Genomic DNA, 16,597 nt, shown 5'->3' with positions numbered 1-16,597 from the left:
AACTCTGATGTCGATAAAGCTATGTTATCATGGAAGCATGTTTCGGAAACACCTGAAAGGAGGACTATCAGACAATGAAGAGATGGACTTCATGGCTTTCCTTCATACTAATTATCGCTCTTCTTACCGCATGTGGCGCAGATGCCGGACGTTATATCAAGGATGAATATCCGTTAGTAAGCGTTGATGGCAAGGGAACTACGATGTCTAAGGTTTACGCTGTTGAAGGCAAGAAAGTGCCAACAGTTGCGAATGAACTAGCTGCCAAAGAAACACCCAAAGAGAAGAGTAAGGAATCTGAGGATCAGATGTTCCTTGTGTATAAGGACAAGGTTATCAATATCCAGAAAGATCCCAGTGATAGTAACAATACATTAGTTCAGCTCGATAGCATTGAATATGCCAAGAGTCATTATGACTCCTCCTTTTTACAAGGCTATTTAACCGCCTCGCTGCTTCAATCTATATTCGGTGGCGGCTGGAATAACAATAGAGGTTCTTCTTATGACTACCGCGGCTACACGAAGACGCCGAGTTACAAGGCAACAACACCGACTACAGGTTCCTCCAAGGAGACGAAGCCAACCACCTCTGATCGAACAGGAGGATTCACGAGTGGTGCAGCAAATCCAAGCTCTGGAAGTTCCTCAACTGCACGTAAGAATGATGGTTCAACTCCAAATAAAGTAACGAAGCCAACAACAAGTAAACCGAGTACGAGTAAGCCAAGTACAACCAAGAAAACAGGCTCTTTCAAGCGCCGATAGTCTCACCATCAAGCTGCTGTCCATCTCTTGGACACAGTTTTTTTTATGTATTTCGAATTAATTGCCCACCGTTCAAATAATAATTGCAGTTTTATAAGAATGAATTATACTTGCAATATGCTGCATACTATTTTAGAGGTGATTTGTTTTGAAAAAGGCGCTAGATGTTCTAATCATTCTAGTTGGCGCACTGCTTGTCGCAGTCGGCTTCAATATGTTCCTTATTCCCCATCAGCTGCTTAGCGGTGGAGTTTCGGGTATTGCCATGATTATTGGTTATTTTACAGATTATAATATCGGATTTCTTTATTTATTGTTTAACATGCCTCTCATGATTTGGGGACTTGTTTCCATTGGTAAACGATTCATCATAATCAGCGTTGCATCTGTCGTTTTGGTGACTTGGATGATGCAAATTATTCCCATGAATTTCGTAGCCAAAGATTCCATGTTAGGTGCAGTATTTGGCGGTGTACTCATCGGGATCGGCAGCGGAATTACGCTTCGTATTGGCGGATCCAGCGGCGGATTCGATATTGTCGGCCTCATTTTAACCCGGAAATACGACTTCCCTCTTGGCACCATCCTGTCATCCATGAACGGTATTGTCATCGTTGCACTCGGCTATTTCAAAGACAACTGGGATCTTGCCCTATTTTCTATGCTAGCTATTTTTATTAGTGGAAAAACTGTCGATATGATACATATTCGCCATGTTAAAGTAACAGCGTTCATCGTGACGAAACACAAGGATGCCATTATTAATAAACTGTTGATGATACCTAGAGGCGTTACTTTAATTAAAACGGAAGGTGCATATACGAAGCAACAGCATGATATGCTAATGACAGTTACGACGCGCTATGAGCTAGTAGAATTAAAACGAATTATTAAAGAAATTGACCCGAAAGCGTTCGTGAATATTGTTGAAACTGTCGGTGTTGTCGGAGAATTTAGAAAGCCTAAGTGATAAATCAGCCAACAGCCCCTTTATTCCAGTTTGAATTGTGTTATAATGAATGTAATTTCATATAGTTCTGGTTTTCATCGATGGTAGGTTCAGGCGTAGTTCTTATTCTAATCTTCTGATTGGAAGGGTGATGCTTGTGGAGACAGTCAAATTATCCAGGATTGTAATGAAATTAACGCCCGAGTTGTATCCCTCTTTAACCAGCAATGAGTTGGAATCCGAGATCGTGCTACGGTTCGGTATAGAGGCACTCGCAGCGGAAGATGTCATGGAAATTATTCAATTCAGCATTTCGGAACATCATAAGGACACCCTGTACCATTGAGGGTGTCTTTTTTGCATCACTTTTGCGCCTAGTGTTATTAAAATTGTAATAAATAGGCTATATAGGTTATGATAAGTCCATGATATAATATAGCTAACATAAATTTTACTGGAGGTGTCTGGAATGGGAGCTTTATCTCCTTGGCACATCATTCTAATTGCGATCGTTGCCCTGCTTTTATTTGGGCCTAATAAACTACCTGAGCTTGGTCGAGGTTTTGGCAAAATGTTCCGCGAGTTCAAAGATGCAACAAATGGAAATGGAAACGGCAACAACTCATCCACAGATGATCAACCTACGATCGTACGGAAAGAAATTAACCCCGAAGTAACAAAAAGTGAATCTAATAAGTAAGTCCAAGCACCTGGAGGCCAAGCTTCTAGGTGTTTTTGTTTATTCCTACTTAAGACCGAATACGACATATGCCAAATTACTCATGCAAACTTCTACAAAAGCCTACAAATTTCCTCTGTGCGTAGTTTCCCGCTTAGCTTATAATGAAAGCTAGAAACAAGGATTGGAGTGGACTTATACATCATGGAAATCTTACTCGCCTCACTTGCCCTAATCTGGGGTAATGTAACGGCCGCAAACCCCGATGCAAGCTTTGAACAGCTTGTGCAAGCTTCGCTAGATGCGAAGAACGCTGTTGCTGTTGTACAACCTGCCACGCCTACGACACCTACTGAAGCAACGGATCCACTCGCTCCTGTGGGCAAGGTAGATCCACAGAAAGACGCACCTGTCGTTAAAGGGATCTACTCTACTGCTCACAGTGCTGGCGGTTCACGACTCAATACGCTTGTTAAATTACTTGATGATACCGATTTGAATGCGATGGTTATCGATGTAAAGGATGACTGGGGCTACATTACATGGGAAACTGGAAATGCCGAGCTCGATGCAATGGGAACCACTCAGAAAATCATTGGCAATATGCCAGGACTCATGACAACCCTGCAAGAACATAACATTTATCCAATAGCACGTATTGTGGTTTTCAAAGACACGATTCTAGCTAAAAAGAAACCTGAAATATCTTTCGTTAATCCAGACGGTACCTTGTGGGGGAACGGAAAAAATCCTCCAGACAGCTTCGTTAATCCGTATAGCAAAGAAGTATGGGACTACAATATTACTGTTGCCAAAGAAGCTGTCAAAGCAGGCTTTAAAGAAATTCAGTTCGACTATGTCCGCTTCCCAGAAGGTTTCGAGAAACGAGCAGACATTCTCAAATATACCAAAGATGAGCGTTCCCGGATTGATGCGGTCTCTTCTTTCGTGAAATATGCGAGAGAGCAATTATCTCCTCTGGGTGTTCGCGTCTCTGTCGACATTTTCGGGTATGCAGCGTCAGTTCCAGCAGCTGAAGGTATCGGTCAAGATTTCGAGAAAATCTCACAGAATGTCGATGTCATTGCTCCTATGATTTATCCGAGCCATTACAGCACAGGCTGGTTCGGCTCCAAAGTACCTGATGCTGCACCCTATGCTACAATCAATGGTGCATCCAAGGATACCGCTAAGAAGCTCGAAGCTATTGATAAAAAAGGTTGGAAGCCTGTTGTCCGCCCTTGGATCCAAGACTTTACTGCTTCTTGGGTACCTGGTTATATTAAATACGGCAAGCATGAATTAGATGAACAGATTCGAGCTTTGAAGGATAACGGTGTTAACGAGTATCTATTGTGGAATGCCAACAATAATTACACGGCTAATGTAAACTATTAATCGCTTGAACATGTAAATACCCTGAGGGCTAATGACGCTCTCGGGGTATTTTGTGATAGCGTTGGAGTTTACATTCGCTTTCCATTTCATTTATCATTGTAGGTATTCATTTCGAAAAAATAGCAAGGATGTGATGATATGCTGAAAATAGTAGCTATAACTGGCATGAATTTAACTTCTATGCAGGAACAAATGCCTCAAGACTTGAAGGAACGCTCCCAATTTCATTGGTTTGCCTCTTCTAAGAATGCTGGCGACATGCTCCCTGACGCTGATGTGATCATCTCAGCAGGTCGATTACACCCTGACATCGTAAGTCGTGCCCCTAAGTTAAAGTGGGTGCAAACCTTATCCGCAGGGGTTGATAAACTGCCACTTGCAGAACTCGATAAACGTCAAGTAATTGTTACGAATGCTAGAGGTGTTCACACCATTCAAATGAGTGAATTCGCGTTGAGTCTCATGCTGCAATGGGTCCGGAAAGCTAATTTACTCCATGACAATCAGCAACAGCAGTTGTGGGACAATCAAGTTCGCTTCGGCGAATTGCATGGTAAAACGATTGGCATTATCGGGGCTGGAGCCATCGGTGAAGCGGTTGCTCGCAAGGCCAAAGCATTCGATATGTCGGTCATCGGTTTGAATCGTTCAGGGACACCGCAAGCTGCCTTCGATACAACCGTTCACGGTGAGGATGGTCTTCAGCTCCTGCTTTCACAAAGCGATTTCATCGTCGTACTGCTTCCAAGTACAGAGAAAACACGTGGCTTCTTGCAAAAAGAACATCTAGCACTTATGAAGCCCAGCGCCTTTTTCATTAATTTAGCTCGCGGCGATGTGCTGGATGAAAATGCGCTGATTCAAGCCTTGCATGAAGGCAAGATTGCTGGCGCAGCGTTAGATGTTTTTGAGCAAGAGCCTTTACCTGCTACTTCCCCCCTTTGGGACATGAAGAATGTCATCCTAACCCCTCATATTGCTGGGTCATCTGAACATTATACAGATCGCGTATCCACCATTTTCTATCACAATTTGCGCGCGATGCTGAATGGCGGAGAAATGATCAATGTTGTGGACTTGGCGGAAGGTTATTAGAACGAGTAAGGTAGTAAAAGCCACTTATCCTACTGCAACACTTAGGATAAGTGGCTTTCTTTCTTACACGCGAATCGCTTCCAACCCTCGCATATACGGTCGCAACGCAGGGGGGATATAAATCGAGCCATCCGCCTGCTGGTGATTTTCCAGCAATGGAATGAGGATTCTTGGCGAAGCAACAGCTGTATTATTCAGCGTGTAGCAATAACGCAATACACCTTCTTGATCCCGATAACGCAAATTGCTGCGCCGAGCTTGGAAATCCAGCAGGCTCGACGACGAATGCGTCTCGCCGTATGCCCCACGGCTTGGCATCCAAGTTTCAATATCGAATTGTTTGTAGTTTTTAGCCCCCATATCGCCCGAACACACCGCTACAACTCGATAAGGCAGTTCTAGACATGCAAGTAAATCCTCGGCATTTTGTGTGATCAACTGCAGCATACGATCTGCCTCTTCTGCATTATTCTCGCAGAGGATCACTTGCTCCACCTTCGCAAATTGATGGACACGGTATAAGCCTCGTACATCTCTTCCTGCTGAGCCCGCTTCTTTCCGGAAGCAATTCGACACGGCCGCTAATTGAATTGGCCCCTCCGATAAGTCGACGATCTCCCCCGCATAGTACGAAATCAACGGACCTTCTGAAGTACCAACTAACCATGTGTTGTCCTCAGGAAGCTCATACGTTTGATCTTTACCTGATGGAAAGAAGCCTGCATTCAGCAATGTTTCCTCCCGCACCATGAGTGGTACATCCATGACGGTGAACCCACGATCCGTTAGCAAGTCAATGGCTAGCTGTTGGACAGCCCTATGCAAATAAAGTCCCATTCCTTTGAGATAGTAATTGCGGCTGCCCGCGATCTTGACACCCCGTGCAACATCGATCATATTTAACGCTTCACCTAACTGAAGATGATCCTTCATCTCGAACTCAAACGTCGGCTTATCACCAACGACCTTCAGTTCTACATTTTCTTGATCACTCGCTCCAATTGGTGTATCAGGTGAAACTAGATTCGGTATTTGCAGCATGAGCTCCTTGAACTTCTGTTCATACTCGTCCAATTCCGCTTCTAGTAGCGTTAAGCTCTGATTCCAGCCCCGTACTTGCTCCTTCAAGCCTTCTGCCTCAGCGGGTTTCTGATGCTTCATTAACGACGCGATTTGCTCCGAAGCACGATTGCGATTAGCTCGAAGCAGATCGACTTGGCTCTGCAAATCCCTTTTTCTCTCATCAACTACGAGCAATTCCTCAACGTGGCATTCTGCTCCTTTTAGAATCACTGCTGCTTTCACTTGATCTTGGTTGTTTCGAATCCATTTGATATCCAGCATAATCCGTCACCGCTTCCTTTTCGTATATGTGAAAAAGACAAAAAACGCCCTCAGTCCGATTGGGACGAGGAGCGTTCTGCTCGCGGTGCCACCCAACTTGATGATGACATGAATGTCATCATCCGCTTGGTTCCGCGATAACGGACGGTGCCGGTTTATTTAGAGAAGGCTTATACATGCCTTCCGATCATGAACGTCTCCGAGTTGGAAGCTCTTCATAGACATGATGTCGATTTGTACGTTGTTCGCAATTATATCCGAAACACAACCGAAGATCAATACATATTCGCAAATTTAGGCTTATTGAGACAAACGGCTAGCCAATTCATAAAGCTCCATGTTAAAGGTACGTTTGGTGTTCACAACTAGATCGATATCCGTTGCTACAAGCTCACCTTTGATAATACCGCAAGCCTTGGAAGAATCACCCTCCATTAGTTTGCGAACAGCAAAATCACCTAAGCGGCTTGCCAAAATCCGGTCATTATGCGTAGGCGCACCACCGCGTTGAATATGACCAAGAACGGTTACACGAGGTTCAATTCCGTTCGTTTCTGTAATTTGCTTCGCAATTCCTTCACCAGTTCCTGCGCCCTCAGCTACTAAGATGATACTGTGACGCTTGCCATGGTTGAAGTTATCCTTCATCCGATTAGCAACCTCAGTAACATCCACATCCACCTCAGGTACAATAATCGTTTCAGCACCGCTGGCAAGACCCGCATACAGGGCAATTTCACCACAATGACGTCCCATAACCTCAACAACAGATGAACGTTCATGAGATGTCATCGTGTCCCGAAGCTTATTAATCGCATCTACAACAATACTTACAGCTGTATCGAATCCTATTGTGAAATCAGTGAATGGGATGTCGTTGTCGATCGTACCCGGTAGGCCCATCGTCTTGATCCCCAACTTGCTAAGCTTGTTCGCTCCTTGATAGGAACCATCTCCACCAATAACAACTAGGCCGTCAATTCCGCGTTTACGCAAGTTGTCTGCACCGATTTGTTGTCCTTCAGGAGTCATAAATTCTTTGCAACGAGCCGTTTGGAGAATCGTTCCTCCACGCTGAATGATGTCACCTACGCTACGCAAGTCCATTTTACGAATATCATCGTTAATAAGACCTTGATATCCGCGCTGAACGGCATACACTTCGAGCCCATGGTATAATGCACTTCGAACAACTGCTCGAACCGCTGCATTCATACCCTGAGAATCTCCTCCACTGGTTAAAACGGCAATTGATTTTACTGCTGACATGTTAAATTTCCTCCTTCATAATTCTTGTGAATGACATTCATGATGTCGTACGGATGTACATGCTATTTATCCAGAAAAAAAGCCTGGTTAAAGGACTGTTTTTCATCAGACGCTTTGAAATTTTCTTCACCTGGTGTTGACTGTTGACCTTAGGGTCAGATAAATAGAGAGCAAGCAAACCTTCGATTATCATACGATGAAATCTCGGATGTTCCAAGAACAAAATTTTACTTCTCGCCTCTTGAACAATGAAAGCGATTCGTTCTACGGTTGTATCTAAGGAATCGTAGTAGGTACAGAAATTCAGATCTCCACCTACAATGTCTTCTTCCTGATCAATTAAATAATCAAGCAGGATATGAAGTCCACACACATAAGGAAAATAAGCTTCCCGAATGGATTCCACCTGCTTGTCCGTCAGATTCGGATCACACGCAGACAAAAATAACATAAACATGCCTAAGGTTGAGCCCGTTGCAGCAGCAAACTCATTCCAATCAATCTGGCTATACTTATGGTGATGAGCGTTCCACCATTGATGCAGTTGTGGCTCGCGTAAATCCTTACGAATATGCTTGTACACCTGCAAATCACAGTATAAGCCTACAAAGTCTTTGACCTGGTCAGCCACTTTCAAATAAGATGACATCTGGCTAATTGAAGTCTGGCATTGCTGAACAAGATCTTTTAAATAGCCGCCGTCTTCTTTCTCATCTCTGAACGCATAGTAATCATGCAGAGGCTTCGCAGGATCAACTGCATCTAGCATCGATTGATGCAATTGCCGAAAATCCATAGGATCCATCGACGTGCTTCGATCACATAAATTATCCAAGTAGTCACTGATTGACTGAAATGCGACGATTAGCGGAATAAGCACATGGCGCATCGATAAATGAGCAGCTGCATACACAGCTCCTCCTTGACAATGGAATTGCTTCGTTGCAATACTTGCTAACGCTTGGGTACGAAGCTCTTCATCGGGAATATTCTCCGCTTTACTTTTCCAGATGTTCAATTGCTCATTGACGCCGGGCAAAATATAGCGATATACACTGATCATTAATCGGATAGGCCCCTGCGGAACCTTCGCATGGCTCCTTATTCTACTTTTGTCCAATTGCTTCAAGTAAACTTCCTCCACAACTTTGTTCATAGCAGAATTGAAGTAATAATTGCATTTCAGATCGCTGTATTTGGCGTAACCAATTATCAACTGTAGGATTCTGAACAAGCGATACCTGAATTTCTATCACATCAATAAATACGTATGGATTCCAAACTGGCGATGTTACAAGTACTTCAAGCTTATGTCGAAGTGCTTCATTTTCCAATTCCATGAAGTCTTTGAGCGATAGATTATCTCTTACAAATTGGACTAGATTAGAAAAAATAGGATGATTGCCAACATCATTAAACCAATATTTCGCATTACTATAGTCGCCCTCCATCCGATGCATAAGGGCATGCCAGTAACTTCCTGTTGGATTCGTAATTTCTTGGGATATATCGTGAGATTTATCCAAGCTTTCATTGAGAAGAAAAAGGCCTGCCTTAATGGCTAACCCATAGGGGGGCTGCTCCGGACTACCTCCGGTAATCAACGATGTCGAGAGTCCTTCGATCCGCGCATCCATCGCGACGTCCCACTCTTCAATTGGATAAAGTGCAGGGAGATGCTCCAGAAGTGGTTTCGCTATCTCTCCTAGCCAGTTATTCCCATCCTTATTGCTATGCATGCATTCATTCTCCCTTCATTGACAACCATTAATGGTGGGTTTTTGATTCCAAATCCTGATTAGTTCGGAACCAGAGATGAAGATCATTTATGATTGAAGCCAAGTCAGCAATATCGGAATTCAAACGGCAGGAGGTTACAAAATCGTCTTCCTTATCGAGTTTATTTTGCTTTTCAATGATCTGTGCTTCCAATTGCATAATTCGATCCGGAATAACGCCTCGTATTTGTTCCCACTGTAATAAAAGATTTATGCGAAGGGCAGCATCATACATTTCCCACTCCAATTCCAAAGCGGGGATCTCAATGCCGAGTCTCTCATCATACTGAAAATAGCTGTTCATTCTTGTGTACCTCCTTGCAGGTAAAGCTGTCTATCTTGTTCAAGAAACATTCTACCTTTAAATGTATCACTTCAAACCTTCGGTTTCCAGTTAAAATTGTATGTCATCCCCATTTCATTTTCTGATATACTTAAGAAATGTTTTGCAAAACGCGAAGGAGTGCGATTTGGATGAATGCTAAGACATTAAAGGAAACAATCACATGGAAACAGCTCATCTCCTTTTTCCTCCCCCTCGGACTTTCTGCAACGCTTGTAACCCTCTCGCATGTTATTATTAATAGCACTCTGGCAAGGGCTGATAATCCTGAGGTTGTCATCGCCAGCTACGCCATCCCCCTAAGTCTCCTAGGACTGACAGAAAGACCCGTTGTATTGCTACGTCAAGCCTGCTCTGCACTCGTCAGAGACCGGATTTCGTTCCGTGCCATGGCCGTTGTCAGCTCATATGTATTTGCCTGTATCATCCTGTTAGGCCTCATACTTTGTTACTCACCGGTTGGAGAATGGGTGTTTCTTTACTTTTTCGGCGTAGAACGTGAAATGCTTGCAGCTACATTAAGTGTTTACCGTATCCTCATGTACGTAAGCATCTTCTCTGGTCTGCGTTGTTTATTTCATGGAATTATCATTTTCAATATGCGTACCAAATGGCTCACCATCGGCATGGGAGTACGGATTATCGCGATGTATTTCTTATCCTTATATTTTATTACAACGGATAATGTCTCTAGTGGTAAAGTTGGTGCCATTATCTTCCTTGTCGGTATGGTCATCGAAGCAGCTGTTGCGATTTGGGAGGGTACAAGCTTGCTCAAGCATGTTATTCCTGAGAAAGCACCCAATCATCCGATTGAGACGAAACAGCAAATTTTCAGCTTTTATAAACCGCTTTTATATTCATCTGTTATCGCGGTAATTATTGGACCTTCTATTAATGCCATGTTAGGCAAAACAACACATATCCATCTAGCCATCTCGTCCTTTGCGATTGCTGGATCCTTAACGCAGTTAGTCATGAGTTTCTTCTCCTACATACATCAAATCGTCTTAAATTTCTATCGAAAAGATGCTGTGCGTGTCAAAAATTTCATTCTCTTACTCAGCTTTATTCCAGGAACACTAATTGCCATACTGGCTTATACACCAATCGGGCCTTGGTTTATGACACATGTCATGGGTGTAAACGCGGAGCTGAGGCACGCCAGCCTAAGTGCAATGCGTATTTTCATGATCATGACGATTGTATTCCCGTGGCTTGATTATATGAATGGGATTATTATGCTTCGCGGCCAAACAAAAATCATGGTTTTCTCTCAATCTGCGAATGCTACTATTACGGTATTTACCTTATTCGTTGCCATTGCAACGGTTCCGAGTTGGAACGGGATGATTGGCGCACTAGCACAATCGGTGGGCATGTTGGCAGAACTGCTTGTCGTCATCTATGTGCTCAAACGAACGAATGATGTACAACAACCTAGTCAGCCTCAAGAAAATATGTAACGAAATGGTGATGATTACGCTTGGCAAATTCAAATGCGATTGATAGAAATGATCGATTGCTTAAAATGTTTACTTTTTCTTTTTTTATGACGATGGGGATAGTTGTGACTTTTTTCCCGCTTTATTTCGATTATAAAGGATATTCTAAGATCCAAATCGGCTTGCTCTACGCCATTGGACCATTGATCGGCATTGCAACCAACCTCTTATGGGGGTTCCTGAGTGATCGGTTTCAAACGGTCAAGAAGATCATGATTATTCTGATCCTCGGACAGCTCGTCACAGCCATCTTAGTTTCTACCGCAGGCTGGTTTTCCCTGCTCTACGTCTGTTTGGCAGCGTTCTTCTTTTTCCAACAGCCCGTGAACTCATTAAATGACAGTCAGGTCATGCTGCATATTCGATCGAGTGGCAAAAGCTATGCCTCCTTCCGTGTGTACGGTTCTATTGGCTTCGCACTTTCAGCTGGCGGCTTCGGTCTCATTCTACGAGCTTACGGAACAGGACTTACACCGCTCTTGCTTTTTATAACGATAGGCTTCACATTGATTATTCTTTTTCTGTTAAAAGATACGCGTCAAGGCGGCAAAAAAATGGCCTTTGGCGGCATGGTGAATATTATTCGTTCCAAAAAATTCATCTGGTTCCTTACGCTTGTGATCATTATGTCAGTTTCACATCGGTTCAACGATGGCTTCTTGGCCCTATATATGCGTCAGCTCGGAGCTTCAGATTCACTCATCGGGTATGCGTGGATGACATCCGCACTCAGCGAGATTCCAGTCTTTTTCTACCTGAGCAAACACGGGCATCGCTTCAAGGAATTACCTTTACTTGCCTTTGCTGGTGTGATTTACGCCTTCCGCTTCGTCATGATGAGTTTCATCCAGGATCCAATTTGGGTCATCAGCATTCAACTTCTACATAGCTTAACTTTCGGTGTTTTCCTCTTCACCGCGAATCGTTATTTGAGTCAAATTATTCCGGATGAGTACCGATCTTCAGGGCAAGCCATTTTCGCTGTCGCCTGGTCTAGTATCGCTGGGTTGATAAGCGGAACGGCAGGCGGCTGGATCTATAACGAAACAGGCGGAAGTACCGTTTATCTCATTGCAGCGTGCTTATCCACAACCTCAGCCATAGGCTTTCTATGCACATATCTATTCCAAAAGAATGAGGAAGCTCTTCCTAGTCGATGATAAGAGAATCGGTTCTTCCTTATAGTTTGAGCTTATTTGGGAGTAACGGCAGTTGTACTCCTTGTTGATCTCCCCTATAATAAGGATATAGTCTTAGTACCAAGTAATAATCCAAGATGAACATTATGAGCAGCAAAGGTAGGTACACATTTATTATGATGTATGAAGATTTCAAAACCATCGTTCTTGAACGACGCAGTATTCGCAACTTTACCGAACAACCCGTTGCAGTAGAAGATATTCGAGAAATCATTGACTGTGCTCGTTATGCTCCCAGTGATACGAACTCACAAACATGGAAATTTATTGCCATTCGAAATACAGAGAAGATCAAACATATCGAGCAATTGACTTGGGACCAGTTGCATCTTCGTGCCGCGGCTGCAGAGGAGAAAGGTCTGTCCAGAGAAGCACGCATGCTGGTAAGATCCTTTGGACCTTACGCAACAGCCTTCTCGGATGCGCCTGTTCTTATCATTTGCTTGGCGACACCTTATGAATCCAAATTCCGCGATCGCATCTTCGATCCGATTCAATTGGTCGATGATCATGTTTGGGCCGAAGAAGGCATCAAGAGCTCTTGCTTAGCTTCGCAGAACCTTATGCTTGCTGCGCATGCTAGAGGCCTCGCGACGTGCCCTATGACAGGCCCTGTCCTTTTAGCACAAGATCAAATTCGAGCTTACTTGGAGATTCCCGCAGAGTATCAAATTAACATGGTTATTTCCCTTGGCTATCCGAAGGATAAACCTGGCAAAATGGCCCGTAAAGAAATCGATGATATTCTTGAAATCATCGACTAAATGGTAAAGGAGCTGTCCGCGATTTGCGGATGGCTCCTTTTTGTCATACTTAATTCTTAGAATCAGACGCGAGTGGGGCCCGCTTCACTTTACTAGGCCAGAACACCGCATCTCCAAGCAGCATCGTAATGGAAGGGACAAGGAACGGCCTAACGATGAAAGTATCTAATATAACACCGACGGCACAAATGACACCGAACTGCACCAGCACTTGAATCGGCAGTGAAGCTAGAACCGCAAAGGTGCCTGCTAAAATCAAGCCTGCTGAAGTGATAACACTGCTCGTTGAGCTAACGCCTAATCGTATCGCATCCTTCAAACTCAACCGATTCCTTGCCTGCCAAATACTCGAAATCATGAAAATATTATAATCCTCACCAAGCGCTACGAGGAAGACGAATGCATACAGCGGGATCAATCCTTGAATCGCAGCCGTATCCATAAAATAGTGCAATATGAGCCACCCGGCACCTAACGCTGAGTAATAGGAAAGCAGTACGGTTGCAATCAGATAGACGGTCGCAACAATGGATCGTAAGTAAACGAGTAAAAGGATCGCGATTACCGTGATAACAACAGGAATAACAATTTTCGTATCCCGTTCTACGACAGTTTTGGTGTCATATTGGGTGGCAGTCTCTCCACCTACCCAAACCCGCGGGTTCGCTATACCTGACTCAATTAACTTCTGTTCCAGGGTACTTCGAATCTCAGGAATTCGATTAATCACTTCCAAGTCGTACGGATCTTGCTTAAAAATCATCTCGTACGCCTTATAATTGGCGTCCTTCTTACTATCCTCTGGTTTACTCACCGATTCGATATAAGGTAACTTCGCAAGCGCTCCTTGGACATCTGGCGTTTTCCCTTCTGTATTGACGACCACTTTAACTGGTGCCAATGATCCCGGTGAAACATGCTCCGATAACAAGCTGAAGCCTTCACGTGACGGCATTGTTGAAGGGAACGATTCCAGAATATTATAGGTAAATTTAATTTGCGGGGCAAAAGCTGCCAAGGCAATAAGAATGATTAATGAGATAGCGAGCACACTTTTGGGTCTTTCCGTTACCACTCGGCCAAGCGCTGCATTCATCGCACCAACAGGCTTTTGCTCGCGAATGCGTTTCCCCTTGCGTGCTTCTTTCTCCGCTCGCATTTCTGCTGTCAAAGGAATGAACGGGTAGAATGACACACGTCCAATAATAGCAAGAAGTGCTGGAACAAGAGTTAGACTCGCTATAGCCATAATGAAGATCGCTACACTAAACGGAATCGCGAACCGATGATTGGAGCCATATTGAGCAAATAGTAAACCCAGCAAGGAAACAATTACCGTGAGTCCACTCATTCCAATCGCACCTGTTGAACCACCGAATGAATCACGAAGCGCGGTATATTTGTCTTTCTCAACCAATAGGGCTTGTCGGTAACGAGCCACGAAGAAGAGGCAATAATCCGTGCCTGCTCCGAACAATAGGACAGTCATAATGGAGATCGACTGCGCGTCAATCGTGATCCATCCCTGCTGTGCAAGGTAACCAAGAATTGGTGAAATGATGCCATACGCAAATCCTACACCAACCAATGGTATAATCGCCAGAATTGGGGAGCGGTATAGGAGTATGAGAAGAATAAGAACAAGCAACACCGTTGCCAAGAGTAAGGTTAAGTCTGCGCCTTTGAATAGCGCAGTTGCATCGGACTGAATGCCTACAGGGCCTGTAATTCGCGCATGTAAACCATCTTCCTCTATTTTCGCTTCAAAGGGGTCACTCCCTAATTGACTTACGGTTATCTCTTCGAGTTTCTCCATACCTTCCTGGAGGACTTCTGTTTCCGTTCCTTCGTTAAACGAAATCGGCAGGACGAGTATCTTGCCATCCTTGGATACCATGCCCTTAAGTGCAGGAGCAGGCATCTGATGCAATGGGGGCAATCCCTTCTGAGCCGTTAATGGTGTTTCTGTGAGCTGTTTCGTAACCTTCTGTACAGCAGCCAAATCTTGATCTGTCAGACCAGATCCACGATACCAGACAACGAGTGCTGGCACACCTTCATTGCTTGGGAACTGCTCTTTCATCAGCGCAGCTGCTTCAAGTGACCAAGCATCAGATGGCAGTTGTTGTGCGGCATTATTTTCTTGTGAATTGACGTTAGGTAGAAAGACAGATAAAATGCCTGTAAGTAAAATCCAAATGGCCAATGTTACCCATTTGCTGCGTCGTCCCGCAACAATACCGCCTATTTTACTGAATAAAAAATTTTCATGCATGATACAGCCTCTCTCCTAAAAAATGAAATAGTGTTATAATTATTCTTGTAATCGAATTAATTATATATACTTGTCAGTTAATTAATCAAGTTTTATTTAGAATCCTCTCAGGAGTGACACTTATGGAAAAAAAATCAAAGCCTCTTGGCAGACCTCGCGTCTCCCAGGGAGACATGCCTCTTAATCAGAAAATCTTAATGACCGCTATTCCCTTATTCTTGTCCCGGGGCTTCGAGTCCGTCTCCATGGACGATATCGCCAAAGAATGCCAGGTAACGAAAGCATCTGTTTATTACTATTTCCCTTCCAAATCCGACCTGCTAACAGCCTCCATGATCCAATTGATGGATAACGTAAGACGGGTAACCATTAAACGGTTAAGCGAACCTGCTCCGCTTCGCGAAAGGCTTCTCGGCATTACAGAGGGTCATCTGAAAGCGGTCGATTTCGACCTGCATTCCTTCATGCGCAAGATGGAGGCCACACTTTCCGATGAGCAAATGAAAGCCATGCGCAAGTCCGAACAAGGTATATTGGATGCGCTCGAAACTGAATTCCATAGGTCGATTGACTCCGGGGAAATTGGCCCCGTCAATCCACGTGTGATCGCTCGTGCTTATACCTCACTTCTCATGATGGGTCATGCGACGGACGGCGACGGAAATAAAATGTTCCCACACGAAGGGGAAGCCGCTACGCAAATTATCGATATTCTATGGCATGGCTTATACCCGCCAAAATGAAAAAATGAGAACAAAGCAAACAAAAAAGACAGCCTCGAGTGAACTCGAGAACTGTCTTTATTGCTTGTGCTATGACACTATTTATAAGTAGGGAGTCCCAGAATCTTACCATATAAGAGATACTATAAGTTTTCGGCAATCGAAAACGGAATTCTTATTGGCGATAAATCCTACCTCTGTACGCGGCCGCTCGTCTTCGAGCAACTGCGATTAAGGATTTCTCATAATTTGGTGACGTTAGCTGCTTGAGGACCACGGTTTCCTTGAGTAATATCAAACTCAACGGATTGGCCTTCTTCTAATGTTTTGAATCCTTCGCCCTGAATAGCGGAGAAGTGAACGAATACATCGTCGCCTCCATCAACAGAAATGAAACCGTACCCTTTTTCTGCGTTAAACCATTTCACTGTACCCTTCAAATGAACAACCTCCTAAAAATATCGCCATCTTTGACGAATAAGGAAATTATACCATTTGAGTGGTGAAAAA

General features: G+C 43.9%; 17 protein-coding genes. 10 read left to right on the top strand and 7 right to left on the bottom strand.

Going from position 1 to position 16,597, the window contains the following annotated elements; genetic code table 11:
- Nucleotides 1-74: 74 nt before the first annotated feature.
- The 6 genes from ASG89_RS11205 (at nt 75) to ASG89_RS11180 (ending at nt 4,888) form a co-directional block, all read left to right on the top strand.
- Nucleotides 75-767: a DUF4247 domain-containing protein gene (locus ASG89_RS11205; RefSeq protein WP_057310649.1), complete on the top strand. Its 693-nt coding sequence runs from the start codon at nt 75-77 to the stop codon at nt 765-767.
- 148 nt (nt 768-915) lie between these two features.
- Entirely contained in the window at nt 916-1,737 is an 822-nt protein-coding gene (locus ASG89_RS11200) for a YitT family protein (protein WP_057310648.1), read from the top strand.
- Between the two features lie 166 nt (nt 1,738-1,903).
- Nucleotides 1,904-2,062 (top strand): hypothetical protein, encoded by a 159-nt coding sequence (locus tag ASG89_RS11195; RefSeq protein WP_397340150.1) that lies wholly within the window; start codon nt 1,904-1,906, stop codon nt 2,060-2,062.
- Nucleotides 2,063-2,185: 123 nt separating this feature from the next.
- The gene (locus tag ASG89_RS11190) at nt 2,186-2,416 is read left to right on the top strand and encodes a twin-arginine translocase TatA/TatE family subunit (RefSeq protein ID WP_057310647.1); all 231 of its coding nucleotides are present in this window, start codon (nt 2,186-2,188) and stop codon (nt 2,414-2,416) included.
- Between the two features lie 183 nt (nt 2,417-2,599).
- The gene (locus ASG89_RS11185) at nt 2,600-3,793 is read left to right on the top strand and encodes a putative glycoside hydrolase (protein ID WP_057310646.1); all 1,194 of its coding nucleotides are present in this window, start codon (nt 2,600-2,602) and stop codon (nt 3,791-3,793) included.
- Between the two features lie 138 nt (nt 3,794-3,931).
- A complete protein-coding gene (locus tag ASG89_RS11180) occupies nt 3,932-4,888 on the top strand; it encodes a D-2-hydroxyacid dehydrogenase (RefSeq protein ID WP_057310645.1) in 957 nt (318 codons plus the stop codon).
- 63 nt (nt 4,889-4,951) lie between these two features.
- Here ASG89_RS11180 and serS read toward each other — a convergent pair whose 3' ends face one another.
- From serS to ASG89_RS11155, 5 genes are all read right to left on the bottom strand, one after another.
- Nucleotides 4,952-6,232, bottom strand: coding sequence for a serine--tRNA ligase (gene serS / locus ASG89_RS11175; protein ID WP_057310644.1), 1,281 nt, complete (start codon nt 6,230-6,232; stop codon nt 4,952-4,954).
- A 300-nt stretch (nt 6,233-6,532) separates the two neighbouring features.
- On the bottom strand, nt 6,533-7,501 hold the full coding sequence (gene pfkA, locus ASG89_RS11170; RefSeq protein WP_057310643.1) for a 6-phosphofructokinase: 969 nt from the start codon (nt 7,499-7,501) through the stop codon (nt 6,533-6,535).
- A gap of 37 nt (nt 7,502-7,538) precedes the next feature.
- Nucleotides 7,539-8,564, bottom strand: a complete 1,026-nt coding sequence (locus tag ASG89_RS11165) for a tetraprenyl-beta-curcumene synthase family protein (protein ID WP_057310757.1) — start codon at nt 8,562-8,564, stop codon at nt 7,539-7,541.
- A 43-nt stretch (nt 8,565-8,607) separates the two neighbouring features.
- Nucleotides 8,608-9,240, bottom strand: coding sequence for a hypothetical protein (locus ASG89_RS11160; protein ID WP_057310642.1), 633 nt, complete (start codon nt 9,238-9,240; stop codon nt 8,608-8,610).
- Nucleotides 9,241-9,268: 28 nt separating this feature from the next.
- The gene (locus ASG89_RS11155; RefSeq protein ID WP_057310641.1) at nt 9,269-9,583 is read right to left on the bottom strand and encodes a hypothetical protein; all 315 of its coding nucleotides are present in this window, start codon (nt 9,581-9,583) and stop codon (nt 9,269-9,271) included.
- A gap of 170 nt (nt 9,584-9,753) precedes the next feature.
- On the opposite strand from ASG89_RS11155, the gene ASG89_RS11150 reads away from it, so the two are divergent.
- The 3 genes from ASG89_RS11150 (at nt 9,754) to ASG89_RS11140 (ending at nt 13,090) form a co-directional block, all read left to right on the top strand.
- A complete protein-coding gene (locus ASG89_RS11150) occupies nt 9,754-11,088 on the top strand; it encodes a hypothetical protein (RefSeq protein WP_057310640.1) in 1,335 nt (444 codons plus the stop codon).
- 65 nt (nt 11,089-11,153) lie between these two features.
- Entirely contained in the window at nt 11,154-12,287 is a 1,134-nt protein-coding gene (locus ASG89_RS11145; RefSeq protein WP_057310755.1) for an MFS transporter, read from the top strand.
- A gap of 155 nt (nt 12,288-12,442) precedes the next feature.
- A complete protein-coding gene (locus ASG89_RS11140) occupies nt 12,443-13,090 on the top strand; it encodes a nitroreductase family protein (RefSeq protein WP_057310753.1) in 648 nt (215 codons plus the stop codon).
- A 49-nt stretch (nt 13,091-13,139) separates the two neighbouring features.
- Here the strand turns inward: ASG89_RS11140 and ASG89_RS11135 are convergent, their stop codons facing one another.
- Nucleotides 13,140-15,365, bottom strand: a complete 2,226-nt coding sequence (locus ASG89_RS11135; protein WP_057310639.1) for an MMPL family transporter — start codon at nt 15,363-15,365, stop codon at nt 13,140-13,142.
- A 122-nt stretch (nt 15,366-15,487) separates the two neighbouring features.
- Between ASG89_RS11135 and ASG89_RS11130 the strand changes: the two genes are divergently transcribed.
- Entirely contained in the window at nt 15,488-16,108 is a 621-nt protein-coding gene (locus ASG89_RS11130; protein WP_057310638.1) for a TetR/AcrR family transcriptional regulator, read from the top strand.
- Nucleotides 16,109-16,329: 221 nt separating this feature from the next.
- On the opposite strand, the gene ASG89_RS11125 is transcribed toward ASG89_RS11130, so the two are convergent.
- Nucleotides 16,330-16,527, bottom strand: a complete 198-nt coding sequence (locus tag ASG89_RS11125; RefSeq protein ID WP_028556542.1) for a cold shock domain-containing protein — start codon at nt 16,525-16,527, stop codon at nt 16,330-16,332.
- Between the last annotated feature and the right edge of the window lie 70 nt (nt 16,528-16,597).

This window comes from Paenibacillus sp. Soil766 (assembly GCF_001428105.1).
Lineage (GTDB): Bacteria > Bacillota > Bacilli > Paenibacillales > NBRC-103111 > Paenibacillus_E.
This window is presented reverse-complemented; position numbering and strand designations above follow the sequence as displayed.